The organism is Luteimonas panaciterrae (assembly GCF_020511115.1).
GTDB classification, from domain to species: Bacteria; Pseudomonadota; Gammaproteobacteria; order Xanthomonadales; family Xanthomonadaceae; genus Luteimonas; species Luteimonas panaciterrae.
The window spans coordinates 140594-158647 of the sequence record NZ_JAJAVH010000014.1 but is presented as its reverse complement, the minus strand read 5'-3'; the positions used below and the strand labels follow the sequence as shown (position 1 = coordinate 158647).

Genomic DNA, 18054 nt, shown 5'->3' with positions numbered 1-18054 from the left:
GGCCGTACGGTCGGCGCGGGCGTGGTGGCCAAGATCATCAAGTAAGTCCGAGTGGGCTCCGGCTTCGGCCGGGGCCTCTCTATTTCCGGCCAGGGCCTACAGCAGGTCCGGCAGGAAATTGGGGGCGAACGCTTGCAATAGCGTCTCTAACCCTTTTATAATGTTCGACCACTTCCCGATTCGCCTTTGGCGGCCCGGGAAACCGCGAAATGAGGCGCCGGATGCGCCTCGTTTTCGCCAGACAGGGAAATGTCGCGAGGCAAGGCTCCACCCGTTCCGAAGCATGTTCGGAGCATATAGGGAGGAGCCAGTCGTCGCGTCTGTGATTCTCCGTCTGGGCGGGTTGGGCGACCAACCTGCCTCGTTTTTTGAAGGGATACTCCCGAGGCGCGGGCCTTATGTCTCGGAAAGTCATTGATTTCATGGGGTTTTGCGCACCCAGCCGCAAAGCCTGTCGCTCTTTCAACCTAGGAATTCCGTCATGGCGGACCAAAAGATCCGGATCCGGCTCAAAGCGTTCGATCATCGTCTGATCGACCGTTCGGCCAGTGAGATCGTCGAAACGGCCAAGCGGACCGGCGCGCAAGTGCGCGGCCCGATCCCGCTGCCTACCAAGATCGAACGCTACACCGTCCTGGTGTCCCCGCACGTCGATAAGGACGCGCGCGACCAGTACGAAACCCGCACGCACAAGCGCGTGCTCGACATCGTCGACCCCAACGACAAGACCGTGGACGCGCTGATGAAGCTCGAACTCGCGGCTGGCGTCGACGTGCAGATCAAGCTCACCTGAGGCCGCCACCATGTCCGCGAAGAAATATTCGTTGGGGTTGGTCGGTCGCAAGGCCGGCATGAGCCGCGTCTTCACCGAGGACGGCAAGTCCGTGCCGGTGACGCTGATCGAGGCCACCCCGAACCGCATCACCCAGATCAAGACCCTCGATACCGACGGCTACAGCGCCGTGCAGGTGTCGGTCGGCGTGCGCCGCGCTGCGCTCGTCAACAAGCCGGAAGCCGGTCACCTCGCCAAGGCGAAGGTCGAAGCCGGTCGTGGCCTGTGGGAACTGCGCGTGGAAGCCGACAAGATCGGCGACTTCCAGATCGGCGGCGAGATCAAGGCCGACATCTTCGAAGTCGGCCAGATCGTCGACGTCCAGGGCGTCACCAAGGGCAAGGGCTTCCAGGGCACGATCAAGCGCTGGAACTTCAAGATGGGCGACGCGACGCACGGTAACTCGTTGTCGCATCGCGCACCGGGCTCGATCGGTCAGCGCCAGACGCCGGGCCGCGTGTTCCCGGGCAAGAAGATGTCCGGTCACATGGGTGCCGTGCAGCAGAGCACGCAGGGCCTGGAAGTGGTCAAGATCGATGTCGAGCGCGGCCTGATCGCGATCAAGGGCGCGGTTCCGGGTGCTCCGGGCGGCGACGTGATCGTGCGTCCGTCGAGCAAGGGAGTTTGATGATGGAACTCGCCATTAACAACAGTTCGAAAACGCTGTCGGTATCCGACGCCGTGTTCGGCCGTGAATTCAGCGAAGACCTCGTGCATCAGGTCGTCGTCGCCTACCGCAATGCGGGCCGCGCCGGCACCAAGGCACAGAAGACGCGCGCCGAAGTCAACGGCACCACCAAGAAGTCCAAGAAGCAGAAGGGCGGCGGTGCTCGTCACGGTGCGCTGACCGCGCCGATCTTCGTCGGCGGCGGCGTCACCTTCGCTGCGAAGCCGCGCAGCTTCGAGCAGAAGGTCAACCGCAAGCAGTACCGCGCCGCGATCGCGGCGATCCTGTCGGAACTCAACCGCCAGGGCCGTCTGAAGGTTGTCGATGCGTTCGACATCAGCGAGACCAAGACCAGCGGTCTGGTGAGCAAGCTGAAGGAACTCGAGCTCGGCCAGCGTCCGCTGATCGTGACCGAGGAGGCTTCCGAGCACCTGTACCTGTCCGCGCGCAATCTGCCGTATGTGGAAGTGCGCGACGTGCAGGGCCTGGATCCGGTCAGCCTCGTCGGCGCCGACAGCGTCCTGATCACCACCGACGCGGTGAAGAAAATCGAGGAGTGGCTGGCATGAGCGCCAATCTCTACAGCGTGATCCGTGCGCCGCGCGTGTCCGAAAAGACCGCACGCATGCAGGAATCCAACCAATACGCCTTCGAAGTCGCGAAGACGGCCACCAAGGCCGACATCAAGACTGCGATCGAGAAGCTGTTCGACGTCAAGGTCGAAGCGGTCAACGTGGTCAACGTGAAGGGCAAGAACAAGTCCTTCCGTCAACGCCAGGGCAGCCGCGGCGACTGGCGCAAGGCCTACGTGAAGCTGGCCGATGGTCAGTCGATCGACGTGATGACGGCCAAGGTCTGAGGAATTAATCCATGGCATTGATGACATTCAAGCCCACCTCTCCAGGTCGCCGTTCGGCGGTCCGCGTGGTGACGCCGAATTTGCACAAGGGTGCTCCGCACGCGCCGCTGCTCGAGAAGCAGGGCAAGACGGGCGGCCGCAACCACCACGGCCGCATCACCACCCGCCACATCGGCGGCGGTCACAAGCAGCATTACCGCATCGTCGACTTCAAGCGCGATAAGGAAGGCATTCCGGCGCGCGTGGAGCGGATCGAATACGATCCCAACCGCACCGCGCACATCGCGCTGCTGTGCTACGTCGACGGCGAGCGCCGCTACATCATCGCGCCGAAGGGCCTGAAGGCCGGCGACCAGGTGATCGCGGGCAACGATGCTCCGATCCGCGCCGGCAACACCCTGCCGCTGCGCAACATCCCGGTCGGTTCCACGGTGCATTGCATCGAGATGAAGCCGGGCAAGGGCGCCCAGCTGGCGCGCGCCGCCGGCGCCGCGGTGCAGCTGGTCGCGCGTGAAGGCGTGTACGCGCTGCTCCGCCTGCGTTCGGGCGAAATGCGCAAGGTGCCGGCCGAGTGCCGCGCCACCATCGGCGAAGTCGGCAACGACGAGCACAATCTGGAGAAGCTCGGCAAGGCCGGCGCCAAGCGTTGGCGCGGTGTGCGCCCGACCGTTCGCGGTGCGGCCATGAACCCGGTTGACCATCCGCACGGCGGTGGTGAGGCCAAGGCCGGCCAGGGCAATCCGCATCCGGTCACGCCGTGGGGCGTGCCGACCAAGGGCTACAAGACCCGCAAGAACAAGCGGACGCAGCAGTTCATCGTGCGCGACCGTAGGAGCTAATCGACCATGGCACGTTCACTGAAAAAGGGCCCGTTCGTCGACCACCACTTGATCAAGAAGGTGGAAGCGGCCGGTAGCAGCAAGCGACCGATCAAGACCTGGTCGCGGCGTTCGATGATCCTGCCGGAGATGGTGGGTTTCACCATCGCCGTACATAACGGCAAGAACCACGTTCCGGTGCTCGTCAACGAGAACATGGTCGGCCACAAGCTCGGCGAGTTCGCCATGACCAGGACCTTCAAGGGTCATGGCGGCGACAAGAAAGCCGGCAAGTAAGGAGCGCACCGTGGATAAGGCAACTCGCGAAAAATACGAAGAGCAGAAGCGGGCGCGCACCGAGATCAACAAGCGCACGTCGATCCTCAAGACCGCGCGCATCTCGCCGCAGAAGGCCCGTCTGGTCGCTGACCAGGTACGCGGTCTGCCGGCCGAGCGCGCCGTCAACCTGCTGAAGTTCTCGGACAAGAAAGCCGCCCACCTGATCAAGAAGGTGGTGGAGTCGGCGATCGCCAACGCCGAGAACAACGCTGGTGCGGACATCGACGAACTGAAGATCACCACGATCACGGTCGACGAAGGTCCGGCGCTGAAGCGTTTCATGGCGCGTGCCAAGGGTCGCGGTACTCGCATCCTCAAGCGCACCAGCCACATCACCGTCGTCGTCGGCGAGGGCAAATAAGTCATGGGTCATAAAGTTCATCCGACCGGCATCCGTCTGGGTATCTCCAAAGACTGGAATTCCAAGTGGTACGCCGGCAAGAAGGAATACGCTGGCTACCTCGCCGCCGACCTCAAGGTCCGCGAGATGCTGCGCAAGAAGCTGGCTGCCGCCGGGATCAGCAAGATCCTGATCGAGCGCCCGGCCAAGACCGCGCGCGTCACGATCCACACCGCCCGTCCGGGCGTGGTGATCGGCAAGCGTGGCGAGGACATCGAGAAGCTGCGTAAGGACGTCAGCGATCTGATGGGCGTTCCGGCGCACATCAACGTGACCGAAGTGCGCAAGCCCGAGCTCGATGCACAGCTGGTCGCCGAGTCGATCGCGCAGCAGCTCGAGCGCCGCATCATGTTCCGCCGCGCGATGAAGCGCGCTGTGGGCAACGCGATGCGCCTGGGCGCGCTGGGCATCAAGGTCAACGTCGCCGGCCGCTTGAACGGTGCGGAAATCGCCCGTTCCGAGTGGTACCGCGAAGGCCGCGTGCCGCTGCATACGCTGCGCGCCGACGTCGATTACGGCTTCGCCGAAGCCAAGACCACCTACGGCATCATCGGCATCAAGACCTGGATCTACAAGGGCGAAATCTTCGATTTCTCCCAGGTTGGCCAGGAGAAGCAGGACGACACGCCGCGCGGCAACGAGCGCGGTGATCGTGATCGCGAGCGTCCGCGTGGTCCGCGCCGTGAGCGCGGTGACCGTGCGGATCGTGGCGGTCGCGACGAGGCGAGGGACTAATCATGCTGCAACCCAAGCGAACCAAATTCCGCAAAATGCACAAGGGCCGCAACGACGGCCTGGCATGGAACGGCAACGCCGTCAGCTTCGGCGAGTACGGCCTGAAGGCCACGCAGACCGGTCAGCTGACCGCGCGCCAGATCGAGGCCGCGCGCCGTTCGATCAGCCGCTACGTCAAGCGCGGCGGCAAGATGTGGATCCGCGTGTTCCCGGACAAGCCGATCACCAAGAAGCCGATCGAAGTCCGAATGGGCTCCGGTAAGGGCAACGTCGAGTTCTGGGTCGCGCAGATCCAGCCCGGCCGCATGATCTATGAAATCGAGGGCGTCGATGAGGCAACCGCGCGCGAGGCGTTCCGCCTGGCCGCCGCCAAGCTCTCGGTGACCACCCAATTCGTCACCCGGACGGTGCGCTGATGAGCACGATCAAAGAACTCCGCGGCAAATCCGCCGCCGACCTGCAGGGCCACCTGCTGGATCTGCAGAAAGAGCAGTTCTCGCTGCGCATGCAGAAGGTGACCGGTCAGCTGAACAAGCCCCACGACGTGCGCCGGGTGCGCCGCGAAATCGCGCGGGTGAATTTCCTGCTCGGCCAGTCCAAATCTGGCACGCAGAAATAAGGAACGGCTGACATGACAGAAAATACTGAAAAGAAGCTGCGCACGGTCGAAGGCCGCGTCGTCAGCAACAAGATGGACAAGACCGTGACGGTGCTCGTTGAGCGTCAGGTCAAGCACGCGCTGTACGGCAAGTACATCCGTCGCTCGACCAAGCTCCACGCCCACGACGCCGACAACGCCTGCAATGAAGGCGACACGGTGCGCGTGGTCGAGATCGCGCCGATGTCCAAGACCAAGAACTGGCGCGTGGTCGAGATCGTCGCCCGCGCGGCCGAATAAGAGGAGGGCAGACCATGATCCAGATGCAAAGCCACCTCGATGTGGCCGACAACTCCGGCGCCAAGGAAGTGATGTGCATCAAGGTGCTCGGCGGCTCCAAGCGCCGTTACGCCGCGATCGGCGACATCATCAAGGTGTCGATCAAAGACGCTATCCCGCGCGGCAAGGTCAAGAAGGGCGAGGTTTATGACGCCGTGGTCGTGCGCACCCGCAAGGGCGTGCGTCGTGCCGACGGTTCGCTGATCCGCTTCGACGGCAACGCCGCCGTGCTGCTCAACAACAAGCACGAGCCGATCGGCACGCGCATCTTCGGGCCTGTGACCCGCGAGCTGCGTTCCGAGAAGTTCATGAAGATCGTCTCGCTCGCACCCGAAGTGCTGTGAGCGGAGGACAAGACAATGGCTAATCGAATCAAGAAAGGCGATCACGTGATCGTCACCGCCGGCAAGGACAAGGGCAAGAAGGGCGACGTGGTGCGCGTGCTCGGCGACAAGGTCGTCGTGTCGAACATCAACATCGTCAAGCGCCACACCAAGCCGAACCCGCAGATCAACCAGCCGGGTGGCGTGATCGAGCGCGAGTCGCCGATCCATGTTTCCAACGTGATGCTGTTCAATCCTGCCACGGGCAAGGGCGAGCGCATTGGTACCAAGGTGCTTGAGGATGGACGCCGCCTGCGCGTGTTCCGCTCGAGCGGTGAGGCGATTGACGCCTGAGGAATGCAAAAATGACGACCCGTCTGGAAAAGTTCTACAAGGAAGAAGTGGCGCCGAAGCTCATGGAGAAGTTCGGCTACACCAATCCGATGCAGGTGCCGCGCCTGACCAAGATCACGCTCAATATGGGCGTGGGCGAGGCTGCCGCGAACAAGAAGATCCTCGAGAACGCCGTTGCCGACATGACCAAGATCGCCGGCCAGAAGCCGGTGGTGACCAAGTCGCGCGTCTCGGTGGCCTCGTTCAAGATTCGCGACGGCTGGCCGATCGGCTGCAAGGTCACCCTGCGCCGTGCCAAGATGTACGAGTTCCTGGATCGCCTGATCAACATCTCGCTGCCGCGCGTGCGCGACTTCCGTGGTGTGTCCGGTCGTTCGTTCGACGGTCGCGGCAACTACAACATGGGCGTGAAGGAACAGATCATCTTCCCGGAAATCGACTTCGACCAGGTCGACGCGATCCGCGGCATGGATATCGCCATCACGACCACGGCCCGCAGCAACGAAGAAGCCAAGGCGCTGCTCGAAGCCTTCCGCTTCCCGTTCCGCAACTGATACTCGAGGATTGAATAATGGCTAAGACCTCCATGGTCAACCGCGAGACGAAGCGGACCAAGCTGGCAAAGAAGTACGCCGCCAAGCGTGACGCACTGAAGAAGATCGTCAACAGCCAGACGGCGAGCTACGAAGACAAGATGGAAGCCGCGACCAAGCTGCAGAAGCTGCCGCGCGATTCCTCGCCGTCGCGCCAGACCACGCGTTGCGTCCTGACCGGTCGCCCGCGCGCCGTCTATAGCAAGTTCGGCCTGGGCCGCAACAAGCTGCGCGAAGCCACCATGCGTGGTGATGTGCCCGGCCTGCGCAAGGCTTCCTGGTAAAAGTTTTTCAACCCCAAGATTTTCGCGAAAGCGGATATCGGTGCTACTCAAAGGTGATATTCAATGAGCATGACTGATCCCATCGCCGACATGCTGGTCCGCATCAAGAATGCGGCCGCGGTCGGCAAGCCGACGGTGAAGATGCCGTCGTCCAAGACCAAGGTGGCCATCGCCAACGTCCTCAAGGACGAAGGCTACATCGGCAACCTGCGCGTGACCGAGAACGGCGCCAAGGCCGAACTCGAGATCGAGCTGAAGTATTTCGAAGGCCGCCCGGTGATCGAGCGCCTGCAGCGCGTTTCGCGCTCGGGTCTGCGCAACTACCGCGGCAAGGACGCGCTGCCGAAGGTGCTCAACGGCCTCGGTATCGCCATCATTTCCACGTCGAAGGGCATCATGACCGACGCGCAGGCGCGCCAGCACGGCGTCGGTGGCGAAGTCCTGTGCTTCGTGGCGTAACGAGGAGCCCAGAACAATGTCTCGTGTAGCCAAGAAGCCGATCGCCCTGCCGAAGGGCGTCGAACTGAACGTCCAGGGCGACAACATCAGCGTCAAGGGCCCGAAAGGCACGCTGTCGATCGCCAAGCCGGCCGGTGTCGAAATCAAGCTGGAAAACGGCGTTGCCAACCTGTCGCCGGTCGACCTGTCGCATGACGCTATCACCGGCACCCTGCGCGCCATCCTCGCCAACATGGCGAAGGGTGTCTCGGAAGGCTTCGAGCGCAAGCTCGAGCTGGTGGGCGTGGGTTACCGCGCCTCCATGCAGGGCAAGGACCTGAACCTGTCGCTGGGTTTCTCGCACCCGGTGCTGTTCAAGGCCCCGGAAGGCATCACCATCGCCACGCCGACCCAGACCGAAATCGTGGTCAGCGGCGCCGACAAGCAGCGCGTCGGTGAAGTCGCCGCCAAGATTCGCGGGTTCCGTCCGCCGGAGCCCTACAAGGGCAAGGGTGTGAAGTACGCCGGCGAAAACATCATTCGTAAGGAAGCCAAGAAGGCGTAACGCTCGACAAGAGCCCCGCGCTTTCAGCTTTCGAGGATAAGAGCAATGGAAAAGAAAATCGCCCGCCTGCGCCGCGCCAAGTCGACCCGCGCGCACATCCGTAACCTCGGCGTGCCGCGCCTGTCGGTGCTGCGCACCGGCCAGCACGTCTACGCGCAGCTGTTCAACGCCGACGGCTCCAAGGTTCTGGCCGCCGCCAGCACCACGCAGGCCGACGTCCGCGACGGTCTGAAGAACGGCAAGAACGCTGAAGCCGCCGCCAAGGTCGGTCGCATCATCGCCGAGAAGGCCAAGGCCGCCGGCATCGAGAAGGTCGCCTTCGACCGCTCGGGTTACCGTTATCACGGCCGCATCAAGGCGCTGGCCGACGCCGCTCGCGAGGGCGGTCTGCAGTTCTAAGGCTTGAAGGTGTGGGGCATCGTCCCCACGCCTAGTGTCACCTGCCGGCGCGGGCTGCGCCGGGCGCGGTACGGAGTTCTCCGTCCCGTGAAACATCCGCGACATATCCCAACCATAAGCGGCGAAGCCGCAAATTCCTCAACAACCGAGATATCGAAATGGCAGAAGAACGTGCACCGCGGGGCCGCGATCGTGATCGCAACCGCGACCGCGAGGAAATCGACGACGGCATGATCGAGAAGCTGATCGCGGTCAACCGCGTCAGCAAGACCGTCAAGGGCGGCCGCCAGTTCACCTTCACCGCACTGACGGTGGTGGGCGACGGCGACGGCAAGATCGGCTTCGGTTACGGCAAGGCGCGCGAAGTGCCGGTCGCGATCCAGAAGTCGATGGAATACGCGCGCAAGAACATGACCTCGGTCGAGCTGAACAACGGCACCCTGTGGCATCAGGTGAAGGCCGGCCACGGCGCGGCCCGCGTGTTCATGCAGCCGGCTTCCGAAGGTACCGGCGTGATCGCCGGCGGCGCGATGCGCGCCGTGCTGGAAGCGGTCGGCGTGAAGAACGTGCTGGCCAAGGCGGTCGGTTCGCGCAATCCCATCAACCTCGTTCGTGCGACGGTCAAGGGTCTTGAGGCGATGCATTCGCCGAGCAAGATCGCGGCCAAGCGCGGCAAGAAGGTGGAGGACATCCTCCATGGCTAAGAAGAACGAAACCAACAACGGCGGCACCGTCAAGGTGCGTCTGGTCAAGGGCATGCGCGGTTCGCAGGCGAAGCATCGCCTGTCGGTGAAGGCGCTCGGCCTCAACAAACTGAACGACGTCCGCGAGCTGAAAGACAGCCCGCAGGTGCGCGGCCTGATCAACAAGGTGCACTACCTGGTGCGGGTCGAGGAGTAATCACATGAAGCTCAACACTCTCAAGCCTGCCGAAGGCGCCCGCACCGAACGCGTCCGCGTCGGCCGCGGTATCGGCTCCGGCCTCGGCAAGACCGCGGGTCGCGGTCACAAGGGTTCGTTCGCGCGCGCGGGCAAGGGCAAGATCAAGGCCGGCTTCGAAGGCGGCCAGATGCCGCTGCGCAAGCGCCTGCCGAAGGTCGGCTTCCGCTCGAAGCTGAAGAACGACACCGCGCAGGTCATGCTGTATCAGCTCGATTCGCTCGAGGGCACGGTCGATTTCGCCGCCCTGCGTGCGGCCAAGCTGGTGCCGACGACGGCCAAGCGCGCCAAGATCGTCAAGAAGGGCGACGTTTCCAAGAAGCTCGTGCTGAAGGGCGTGCTGGCCACGGCTGGCGCGCGCGCGGCGATCGAAGCGGCCGGCGGCAAGATCGAGGAGTAAGCAGGGCATGTCACGCAGCAGCAGTGCGATGGCCGGAATCGGCGGCGGCTTGGGCAAATTCACCGAGCTGCGTCAGCGCTTGCTGTTCGTGCTGGGTGCGCTGATCGTCTATCGCATCGGCTGCTACATCCCGGTCCCGGGTGTGAACCCGGACGCCATGCTGCAGCTGATGGAAGCGCAGAAGGGCACCATCGTGGACATGTTCAACATGTTCTCCGGTGGCGCTCTGCAGCGTTTCAGCCTGTTCGCGTTGAACGTGGTGCCGTACATCTCGGCCTCGATCATCGTGCAGCTGCTGGTGCAGATCGTGCCGAGCCTGAAGGCGATCCAGAAGGAAGGCGAATCCGGACGCCGTCGCATCACCCAGTGGTCGCGCATCGGCGCGATCCCGCTGGCGGTCTTCCAGGCGGCCGGCATCGCCACCGCGCTGCAGAGCGGCGCCGGCACCGGCGTGCAGGCGGTCTACACGCCCGGCATCGGCTTCGTGCTGACCGCCGTGGTCGCGCTGACCGCGGGCACCATGTTCCTGATGTGGCTGGGCGAGCAGGTGACCGAGCGCGGCGTCGGCAACGGCGTGTCGCTGATCATCTTCGCCGGCATCGTGGCTGGCTTGCCGGGCGCGGTACTCAACACCATCGAGCAGGCGCGCAACGGCGACATGAGCCCGATCTCGGTGATCATGATCGTGGCCATCGTCTTGGCGTTCACCTTCTTCGTGGTGTTCGTCGAACGCGGCCAGCGCCGCATTACGGTGAACTACGCGCGCCGCCAGGGTGGCCGCAGCGCGTACATGAACCAGAGCTCGTTCCTGCCGCTGAAGCTCAACATGGCGGGTGTGATCCCGGCGATCTTCGCTTCGTCGATCATCATGTTCCCGTCGACGATAACCACCTGGTTCGGCAGCCAGAGCGCCACCGGCGGTCTGCAGCTGACCCTCCAGAAGATCAGCCAGATGCTGGCCCCGGGCGAGCCGCTGCACATGATCCTGTTCGCGGTGCTGATCGCGGGTTTCGCGTTCTTCTACACCGCGCTGGTGTTCAACTCGCAGGAAACCGCGGACAACCTGAAGAAATCCGGCGCGCTGATTCCGGGCATCCGTCCGGGCAAGGCCACGGCCGACTACATCGATGGCGTGCTGACGCGGCTAACGGCCGCCGGCGCGGTCTACCTGGTGCTGGTCTGTCTGCTGCCGGAAGTGATGCGCACCAAGCTCGGCACCTCGTTCTCCTTCGGCGGCACCTCGCTGCTGATCGTGGTGGTGGTGGTGATGGACTTCATCGCCCAGATCCAAGCACATCTGATGTCGCATCAGTACGAAAGCCTGCTGAAGAAGGCGAACCTGAAGGGCGGCACGCGAGGACTCTCGCGCAGCTGAAAGATTGAACCGCCGGCGCCCGCATGAATGGGGCGACGACGTGAAGAACAACGGTTTCTCCCACAACCTCGGGGAGAACCAGATGGGCGACTCGCGCGGCGGTCTCGTGCGCGGGTGGGCCGATGCCAGTCCCCGCGCTTGAGTGGCGAGGGGCGGGCGGGAAACCCGGGTAACCGGGGGCCTCGTCCAGCAAGGGTCCGTCGCCGGAGCATGGGCACACTCCCCATGCCGGAGTCCATGGGTGGCTTGCCGCCCGGGGCTTCCTAAGAAGCCGAGACCCTGTTAGAATTTCGTGTTCACTGCGTCGGATTCCGGATTCCCCCGGATACCCGACCGCCAAACCAGTTGGAGATCCGCGCATGGCGCGTATTGCAGGTGTCAACCTGCCTGCCCAGAAGCACGTCTGGGTCGGGCTGCAAAGCATCTACGGCATCGGCCGTACCCGTTCGAAGCAGGTCTGCGAATCCGCAGGCGTGTCCTCGAACACCAAGATCCGCGACCTGTCCGAGCCGGAAGTCGAGCGCCTGCGCGCCGAAGTCGGCAAGTTCGTGGTCGAGGGCGACCTCCGCCGTGAGGTCGGCATCGCCATCAAGCGTCTGATGGACCTGGCCTGCTACCGCGGCCTCCGTCACCGCCGCGGCCTGCCGCTGCGCGGCCAGCGCACCCGGACCAATGCCCGTACCCGCAAGGGTCCGCGCAAGGCCATCAAGAAGTAAGGGGTAGACAAACATGGCCAAGCCGGCAGCAGCCAAGACCAAGAAGAAGATCAAGCGCGTCGTCACCGACGGCGTCGCCCACGTCCACGCTTCTTTCAACAACACCATCGTCACGATCACCGACCGCCAGGGCAATGCGCTGTCGTGGGCGACCTCGGGCGGCGCGGGTTTCCGCGGCTCGCGCAAGTCCACCCCGTTCGCCGCCCAGGTCGCCGCCGAGAAGGCCGGCAAGGCCGCGCTCGATTACGGCGTGAAGTCGCTGGAAGTGCGCATCAAGGGCCCGGGTCCGGGCCGCGAATCGGCCGTACGTTCGTTGAACAACGTCGGCTACAAGATCACCAACATCATCGACGTGACGCCAATCCCGCACAACGGGTGCCGTCCGCCGAAGAAGCGTCGCGTCTGAGGAGCTGAAGAAGAATGGCTCGTTATATCGGTCCCACCTGTAAGCTCGCTCGCCGCGAAGGCACTGACCTCTCGCTGAAGAGCCCAGCCCGCGCGCTGGACTCCAAGTGCAAGCTCGAGCAGAAACCCGGCCAGCACGGCGCCACCGCCCGCAAGGGCAAGCTGTCCGACTACGCCACCCAGCTGCGCGAAAAGCAGAAGGTCAAGCGCATCTACGGTCTGCTGGAACGCCAGTTCCGCAACTACTACAAGAAGGCTTCGACGAAGAAGGGCAACACCGGCGAAACCCTGCTGCAGATGCTGGAAACCCGTCTGGACAACGTCGTCTATCGCATGGGCTTCGCGGTCACGCGTCCGGCGGCGCGCCAGCTGGTCTCGCACCGCGGCGTCACGGTCAACGGCAAGTTCGTCAACCTGCCGTCGTACCAGGTCAAGGCCGGCGACGCGATCGCGCTGTCCGAGCGCGCGCAGAAGCAGCTTCGCGTGCAGGAATCCCTGACGGTCTCCTCCACGATGGACCTGACGCCGTCGTGGGTCGAGGTCGACGCGAAGAAGTTCAGCGGCGTGTTCAAGGCGGTGCCGGATCGCGGCGACCTGCCGGCCGACATCAACGAAGCGCTGATCGTCGAGCTGTACTCGAAGTAATCGGTGTTGAGGGCGTTCCGCCCCGGTAACGACGGAACCGCCCACGGACCAGGCCGACGTGCGATGCGCGTCGGCCGCTCCCTTCCGGAGGGAGCGCCAAAAAGCGTAATGCCAAGCCATCGGCACCCCCAGCCCGATGGTTCACCGCAGGAGAAATCACAAACATGACGGCTAATGCCAACCAGGTCCTGCGCCCCCGCGGCCCCCAGATCGAACGTCTCGCCGGCAACCGTGCGAAGGTCGTGATCGAACCGCTCGAGCGCGGCTACGGTCACACCCTCGGCAACGCGCTGCGGCGCGTGCTGCTGTCGTCCATCCCCGGCTTCGCGATCACCGAGGTCGAGATCGACGGCGTCCTGCACGAATACAGCACCATCGAAGGCCTGCAGGAGGACGTGCTCGAGGTCCTGCTCAACCTGAAGGACATCGCAATCCGCATGGGCACCGGCGACAGCTCCACGCTGACCCTGAGCAAGTCGGGTCCGGGCGTGGTGACCGCCGCCGACATCAAGACCGACCACAACGTCGAGATCCTCAACGGCGAGCATGTGATCTGCCATCTCACCAAGGATGCGTCGATCAACATGCGCCTGAAGATCGAGCGCGGCTTCGGCTACCAGCCGGCCGCCGCCCGTCGTCGTCCGGACGAAGAAACCCGCGCGATCGGCCGTCTGATGCTGGACGCCTCGTTCTCGCCCGTGCGCCGCGTTGCCTATGAAGTCGAAGCCGCGCGCGTGGAACAGCGCACCGACCTCGACAAGCTCGTGCTCGACATCGAAACCAACGGCACGATCGACGCCGAGGAAGCCGTGCGCACCGCCGCCGACATCCTCACCGACCAGCTGTCGGTGTTCGGCGACTTCACGCACCGCGATCGCGGCGCCGCCAAGCCCGCCACCGCCGGCGTCGACCCGATCCTGCTCCGCCCGATCGACGACCTCGAACTGACCGTGCGTTCGGCCAACTGCCTCAAGGCCGAGAGCATCTACTACATCGGCGATCTGATCCAGAAGACCGAAGTGGAACTGCTCAAGACGCCGAACCTCGGCAAGAAGTCGCTGACCGAAATCAAGGAAGTCCTCGCCCAGCGTGGCCTTTCGCTCGGCATGAAGCTCGAGAACTGGCCGCCGGCGGGCGTTTCCGCTCACGGCATGCTCGGCTAAGTAAAAAAATTCATCAGGAATCACGACCATGCGCCACCAGAAATCCGGACGCAAATTCAGCCGCACCAGCGCGCACCGCGATGCGATGTTCACCAACATGGCCGCTTCGCTGTTCAAGCACGAGCTGATCCGCACCACGCTGCCCAAGGCGAAGGAACTCCGCCGCGTCGCCGAGCCGCTGATCACGCTCGCGAAGCGTGACGGCGTCGCCAACCGTCGTCTGGCCTTCTCGCGTCTGCGCGACAAGGAAGCCGTCGGCAACCTGTTCACCAAGCTCGGTCCGCGTTATGCCGAGCGTCCCGGTGGTTACCTGCGCATCCTCAAGTGCGGCTTCCGCGACGGCGACAATGCGCCGATGGCCTACGTCGAGTTGGTGGATCGTCCGCAGGCGTAATGCGGGTTCCTCCGTAGGAACCTGGCCACCTCGCCACGCTGACGGCGCGGCTCGATGGTCGGACTTTCCAAAAGAGCAAAAACAAAACCCCGGCCCTGTGCCGGGGTTTTCGTTTGTGACGCCCGCCACGCAGGCATTACCGTTCCCTAACCGCAGCCGTGATAGAACGCCGCCTTCGGACCGGGTTGGCGCATGCAGGCGGATGCGCGACAAGGAGCAATCGAGAAGACCGCCCTTACGCGTTACGACGCAATCAATTGGAGAGTCTTTAACATGCTTACGAATTCCGAAATCTCCCAGGAGGTCTTCGACCAGCTGCTGAGCGAGAGCATCGGCGCTGCCGATCTCAGCGACGACAAGCTGGTGGACAAGGCCGGCAACATGGCCACGGCCAACACCTGCTGGCGCACCTGCATCTTCTGCGATTGAGATTCGCGATGCGGGATCTGGCGGCCCTTCTCCCGCAATGGGAGAAGCCCCGCTTCGTAGAGCCCCTGATAAAGCATGGCTGACGACACGGCGCTGAAGCCGTTGCTGCGCTGGGCGGAGCCGATGCTCGCCCCCATGCGCGAACGCGCACTGGCGCGGTGGGCCTCGGCGGCGCGACGTTGGCCGGATCGCTTCGATTTCGAACAATTGCGGCACGCGATCGCGGATGCTTTCGCGGAACCGGCGCTTTCGTGGAGCTGCCGCACGCTGTTGCTGGAACTGGCGGTCGCGCGGCACCAGCAAGCGCTACAAGGTGAAACGCCAGAAGAGCGTTTCGAACACTTCCTCGAATGGATCGACAGTGCGGCTGGCCGTCGCGCACTCGATACCCGGTATCCGCTGCTGCAGGCGGATATCGCTCGGCAGGCGACGCAGGCCGAACACTTCCTTGGCCGTCTCCTGCAACATCTGGCCGACGACTATCCACGATTGGCGCCGCTGCTCGCCGATGCGGAGACGCCGGGACGGCTGTGCGCATTCGCGGCGGGCTTGGGCGATCGCCACGATCACGGCGGCAGCGTCGTGCGGCTCCGCTTCGAGGCGGGACGCATGCTCTACAAACCGCGCTCATTGGCGATGGATGTGGCGTATGCGCGTTTCCTCGCCGAACTGGCGGAGCGGGGTATCGAACCGTTGCAGAGGGCGGCGGCGACACTCGATCGCGGCGAATACGGTTACGCGCAATGGATCGAGCACGCGCCACTGATCGATGCCGGTGCGGCGGCCGCCTACTATCGTCGTTACGGCGGATTGGTCGCGATCGCCTATCTGCTGAGCTGCACCGATCTGCATCTGGAGAACGTCATCGCCTGCGGTGAACATCCGGTGCTGATCGATCTGGAAACCGTATTCCAGCCTTGGCTCAGCCGGCGCGGGCCGGTGACCGGCCGTCATCCACCGCATGCGCCCTCGATCCTGTTTTCCGGCCTGCTGCCATTCGAGCGCAACGATCCCGATGCCCACGACATGAGTGGCCTCGCCTGGGGCGAACATCGCCGCACGGTGCGGCAGGCAACGGGCGAGGGGACAGATCAGCTGCGTCTCTCGCCCATGGAAACGATGACGCAGCCGAGTGCGAATCTACCGTTCCTCACAGACGGAGCCAGGATCGCGCCACATGAGCATGCCGACGCGATGGTCTCGGGATTCGAGGACACCTATCGTGGCCTGCTCGTGCTGAAGCCGCGCCTGTGCGAGGAAGACGGCCCGCTGGCTCCGTTCGCGCGCCTGGAAACGCGCGCGCTGGTGCGCTCCACCCACATCTACGCGCGCCTGTTGAACGCGATGTCGCACCCGCAGTACTTGCGTTCGGAAGCCGAGCGGGACGCGGTGTTGTCGCGGCTGGAAGTCGGCAGTCGAGAGTGGCCGTTCCTGACGCGAACGCAGGCCATCGAGCGCGAGACACTGCTGCGTGGGGATGTGCCGAGATTCCGCATACGCGTCGACGGCACCGACGTGCGGGATGGTGAGGGGCACGTCGTTCCGCGGCTGTTCGTCCGCTCTGGTTGGAAGGAAACGCGGCGCCGGTTGCGCGGACTGTCGCCGCGCGATCTGGAACGGCAGCGCTACGCGCTACGGCAATCGCTGGAAAGCATCCGTCCGGCAGTTGTAACGGAAAAGAATGCGGCGAAGTCGCGCCGAGTCGATGTCTCCCATGTTGATGACGGGATCTTCCTCGATACGGCGATCGCGCTCGGGGATGAACTGCTGCGTCTGTCGTTCCGCGATCGCGGCGAGATCGTCTTCTTCCAGCCGGAGTACCACGACAGTCCGCAGCCGGTGATTGCCCCGATGGGCGCCACGCTCTACGAAGGTTCGACGGGCATGATGTTGTTGTTCGGCGAGCTCGGCGTGCAGAGCGGATTGACGCGCTTCACGCGGGCGGCGGAAGCCGCGCTCGAATCCAGCCAGCGCATGCTGCGCGACGATCCCAAGGCGATGACCGCGATCGGTCCTTACACCGGCCTGAGCGGGTGGCTCTACGTCCTGCTCGCGGCGGGCCTGCGCTGGCGGCGTCCGGATCTGATCGATGAAGCAGAGGATTGGCTGCCGCGCATCGCCGAACGGATCGCGGACGACGACGCACTCGATCTCATCGGCGGTGCGGGCGGCTGCCTGCTGGTGCTATCGGAGATGCAACGCTGTAGGCCAGGCGCGGACATCACGGCCGCGATGGCCGCATGCGCGACGCGACTGGTTGAAACGGCGCAACGCGATGCCGATGGCGTCCACTGGCCTTGTCCCGCGGCATTGGGGCGCCGTCTGAGCGGCTTCGCGCACGGTAGCGCGGGCATCGGCGCGGCGCTCGCGCGTTACGCGCATGCGCAAGGTGATGCCGAATGTCTCGCGCTTGCCCTGGATGTGTTGCGCTACGAACGCGCGGCATACGAAGCGCGGGGTGGGCGCTGGTACGACCTCGATGAAGGTGCTGACGAAGACGGGCAGGGCGATACCTATTCCTGGTGCCACGGCGCGCCGGGTGTCGGTCTGGCGCGGCTGCTGTGGCCGCAATCCTCGCGCGATACCGCATGGCACGGGGAAACGCTTCGCTGCGTCGAGAAGACACTGGCGGAGGGTTTCGCCAGCGGACACTGCCTGTGCCACGGCCAGTTCGGCAATCTGGAATTGCCGCTGCAATGGGCTGTCCAGGCACACAATGCCGCGATGCTGGCGCGCTGCCGCGATCTCGGACGTGGGCTGATCGAGCAGTCGCAGGGTGCGGGTTGGCGCTGCGGCGGACGCTCGATCGCGGAACTTCCGTTGGGATTGATGGTCGGTTTGGCTGGTATTGCTTACGGATGTCTGCGTCTCGCCGATCCGTGGCACGTCCCCTCGGTGCTGAGCTTGTCTCTCGGTGCCGCGCCGACGTGATCCGCCGGTGCGATGCGGGCCATGGTGATCCCCCGCACCCATCCTGGGTTTTGCTATGTTGACGCGCCCCGGATTCCCTTCCCGCGAGGAAGACGAACCCGGCCCGATTACTCC

29 protein-coding genes are annotated in these 18054 nt (G+C 64.1%); all 29 read left to right on the top strand.

Annotation, left to right across the window (positions count from 1 at the left end; translation table 11 throughout):
- Positions 1–481: 481 nt before the first annotated feature.
- The 29 genes from rpsJ to LG367_RS15475 all read left to right on the top strand — a co-directional run bounded on the left by rpsJ (position 482) and on the right by LG367_RS15475 (position 17940).
- The gene (gene rpsJ, locus LG367_RS15615) at positions 482–793 is read left to right on the top strand and encodes a 30S ribosomal protein S10 (RefSeq protein WP_005408208.1); all 312 of its coding nucleotides are present in this window, start codon (positions 482–484) and stop codon (positions 791–793) included.
- A gap of 10 nt (positions 794–803) precedes the next feature.
- On the top strand, positions 804–1460 hold the full coding sequence (gene rplC, locus LG367_RS15610; RefSeq protein WP_226470189.1) for a 50S ribosomal protein L3: 657 nt from the start codon (positions 804–806) through the stop codon (positions 1458–1460).
- A gap of 2 nt (positions 1461–1462) precedes the next feature.
- Positions 1463–2068, top strand: a complete 606-nt coding sequence (gene rplD / locus LG367_RS15605; RefSeq protein ID WP_226470188.1) for a 50S ribosomal protein L4 — start codon at positions 1463–1465, stop codon at positions 2066–2068.
- A complete protein-coding gene (gene rplW, locus LG367_RS15600; protein WP_226470187.1) occupies positions 2065–2358 on the top strand; it encodes a 50S ribosomal protein L23 in 294 nt (97 codons plus the stop codon). Before rplD ends, rplW begins: the two co-directional genes overlap by 4 nt.
- An 11-nt stretch (positions 2359–2369) precedes the next feature.
- Complete coding sequence (gene rplB, locus LG367_RS15595) at positions 2370–3197, top strand: 50S ribosomal protein L2 (RefSeq protein ID WP_226470186.1); 828 nt, start codon at positions 2370–2372, stop codon at positions 3195–3197.
- Positions 3198–3203: 6 nt separating this feature from the next.
- Positions 3204–3473, top strand: coding sequence for a 30S ribosomal protein S19 (rpsS, locus tag LG367_RS15590; RefSeq protein ID WP_226470185.1), 270 nt, complete (start codon positions 3204–3206; stop codon positions 3471–3473).
- A 64-nt stretch (positions 3474–3537) separates the two neighbouring features.
- On the top strand, positions 3538–3876 hold the full coding sequence (gene rplV / locus LG367_RS15585; protein WP_226470196.1) for a 50S ribosomal protein L22: 339 nt from the start codon (positions 3538–3540) through the stop codon (positions 3874–3876).
- 3 nt (positions 3877–3879) lie between these two features.
- Entirely contained in the window at positions 3880–4650 is a 771-nt protein-coding gene (gene rpsC / locus LG367_RS15580; protein WP_226470184.1) for a 30S ribosomal protein S3, read from the top strand.
- A 2-nt stretch (positions 4651–4652) separates the two neighbouring features.
- Positions 4653–5066: a 50S ribosomal protein L16 gene (gene rplP / locus LG367_RS15575; protein WP_226470183.1), complete on the top strand. Its 414-nt coding sequence runs from the start codon at positions 4653–4655 to the stop codon at positions 5064–5066.
- The gene (rpmC, locus tag LG367_RS15570; protein ID WP_226470182.1) at positions 5066–5269 is read left to right on the top strand and encodes a 50S ribosomal protein L29; all 204 of its coding nucleotides are present in this window, start codon (positions 5066–5068) and stop codon (positions 5267–5269) included. Before rplP ends, rpmC begins: the two co-directional genes overlap by 1 nt.
- Before the next feature lie 12 nt (positions 5270–5281).
- Entirely contained in the window at positions 5282–5548 is a 267-nt protein-coding gene (gene rpsQ, locus LG367_RS15565) for a 30S ribosomal protein S17 (RefSeq protein WP_226470181.1), read from the top strand.
- Positions 5549–5562: 14 nt separating this feature from the next.
- Positions 5563–5931 (top strand): 50S ribosomal protein L14, encoded by a 369-nt coding sequence (gene rplN, locus LG367_RS15560; RefSeq protein WP_202840115.1) that lies wholly within the window; start codon positions 5563–5565, stop codon positions 5929–5931.
- A 15-nt stretch (positions 5932–5946) separates the two neighbouring features.
- A complete protein-coding gene (rplX, locus tag LG367_RS15555) occupies positions 5947–6264 on the top strand; it encodes a 50S ribosomal protein L24 (RefSeq protein WP_226470180.1) in 318 nt (105 codons plus the stop codon).
- Positions 6265–6275: 11 nt separating this feature from the next.
- Entirely contained in the window at positions 6276–6818 is a 543-nt protein-coding gene (rplE, locus tag LG367_RS15550; RefSeq protein WP_226470179.1) for a 50S ribosomal protein L5, read from the top strand.
- A gap of 17 nt (positions 6819–6835) precedes the next feature.
- Positions 6836–7141 carry a 30S ribosomal protein S14 gene (rpsN, locus tag LG367_RS15545; RefSeq protein ID WP_226470178.1) on the top strand — a complete coding sequence of 102 codons (306 nt, stop codon included), beginning with the start codon at positions 6836–6838 and terminating at the stop codon, positions 7139–7141.
- 63 nt (positions 7142–7204) lie between these two features.
- Entirely contained in the window at positions 7205–7600 is a 396-nt protein-coding gene (rpsH, locus tag LG367_RS15540; protein WP_226470177.1) for a 30S ribosomal protein S8, read from the top strand.
- 16 nt (positions 7601–7616) lie between these two features.
- Entirely contained in the window at positions 7617–8144 is a 528-nt protein-coding gene (rplF, locus tag LG367_RS15535) for a 50S ribosomal protein L6 (RefSeq protein ID WP_226470176.1), read from the top strand.
- 45 nt (positions 8145–8189) lie between these two features.
- A complete protein-coding gene (gene rplR / locus LG367_RS15530; protein WP_226470175.1) occupies positions 8190–8543 on the top strand; it encodes a 50S ribosomal protein L18 in 354 nt (117 codons plus the stop codon).
- Positions 8544–8701: 158 nt separating this feature from the next.
- Entirely contained in the window at positions 8702–9247 is a 546-nt protein-coding gene (rpsE, locus tag LG367_RS15525; protein ID WP_226470174.1) for a 30S ribosomal protein S5, read from the top strand.
- Positions 9240–9443, top strand: a complete 204-nt coding sequence (gene rpmD, locus LG367_RS15520; RefSeq protein ID WP_226470173.1) for a 50S ribosomal protein L30 — start codon at positions 9240–9242, stop codon at positions 9441–9443. The genes rpsE and rpmD overlap by 8 nt, the downstream gene beginning before the upstream one ends.
- 4 nt (positions 9444–9447) lie before the next feature.
- Positions 9448–9882 (top strand): 50S ribosomal protein L15, encoded by a 435-nt coding sequence (rplO, locus tag LG367_RS15515; RefSeq protein ID WP_226470172.1) that lies wholly within the window; start codon positions 9448–9450, stop codon positions 9880–9882.
- A gap of 7 nt (positions 9883–9889) precedes the next feature.
- Positions 9890–11257 carry a preprotein translocase subunit SecY gene (secY, locus tag LG367_RS15510; RefSeq protein WP_425490987.1) on the top strand — a complete coding sequence of 456 codons (1368 nt, stop codon included), beginning with the start codon at positions 9890–9892 and terminating at the stop codon, positions 11255–11257.
- A 359-nt stretch (positions 11258–11616) separates the two neighbouring features.
- On the top strand, positions 11617–11973 hold the full coding sequence (gene rpsM, locus LG367_RS15505; protein WP_226470171.1) for a 30S ribosomal protein S13: 357 nt from the start codon (positions 11617–11619) through the stop codon (positions 11971–11973).
- A gap of 13 nt (positions 11974–11986) precedes the next feature.
- Entirely contained in the window at positions 11987–12379 is a 393-nt protein-coding gene (gene rpsK, locus LG367_RS15500) for a 30S ribosomal protein S11 (RefSeq protein WP_226470170.1), read from the top strand.
- Positions 12380–12393: 14 nt separating this feature from the next.
- Positions 12394–13023 (top strand): 30S ribosomal protein S4, encoded by a 630-nt coding sequence (gene rpsD / locus LG367_RS15495; protein ID WP_226470169.1) that lies wholly within the window; start codon positions 12394–12396, stop codon positions 13021–13023.
- A 164-nt stretch (positions 13024–13187) separates the two neighbouring features.
- Positions 13188–14186: a DNA-directed RNA polymerase subunit alpha gene (locus LG367_RS15490; protein WP_226470168.1), complete on the top strand. Its 999-nt coding sequence runs from the start codon at positions 13188–13190 to the stop codon at positions 14184–14186.
- A 28-nt stretch (positions 14187–14214) separates the two neighbouring features.
- Positions 14215–14580 (top strand): 50S ribosomal protein L17, encoded by a 366-nt coding sequence (gene rplQ, locus LG367_RS15485; RefSeq protein WP_226470167.1) that lies wholly within the window; start codon positions 14215–14217, stop codon positions 14578–14580.
- A 273-nt stretch (positions 14581–14853) separates the two neighbouring features.
- The gene (locus LG367_RS15480; protein WP_226470166.1) at positions 14854–15009 is read left to right on the top strand and encodes a hypothetical protein; all 156 of its coding nucleotides are present in this window, start codon (positions 14854–14856) and stop codon (positions 15007–15009) included.
- Positions 15010–15084: 75 nt separating this feature from the next.
- Positions 15085–17940, top strand: coding sequence for a type 2 lanthipeptide synthetase LanM family protein (locus tag LG367_RS15475; RefSeq protein ID WP_226470165.1), 2856 nt, complete (start codon positions 15085–15087; stop codon positions 17938–17940).
- Positions 17941–18054: the final 114 nt, after the last annotated feature.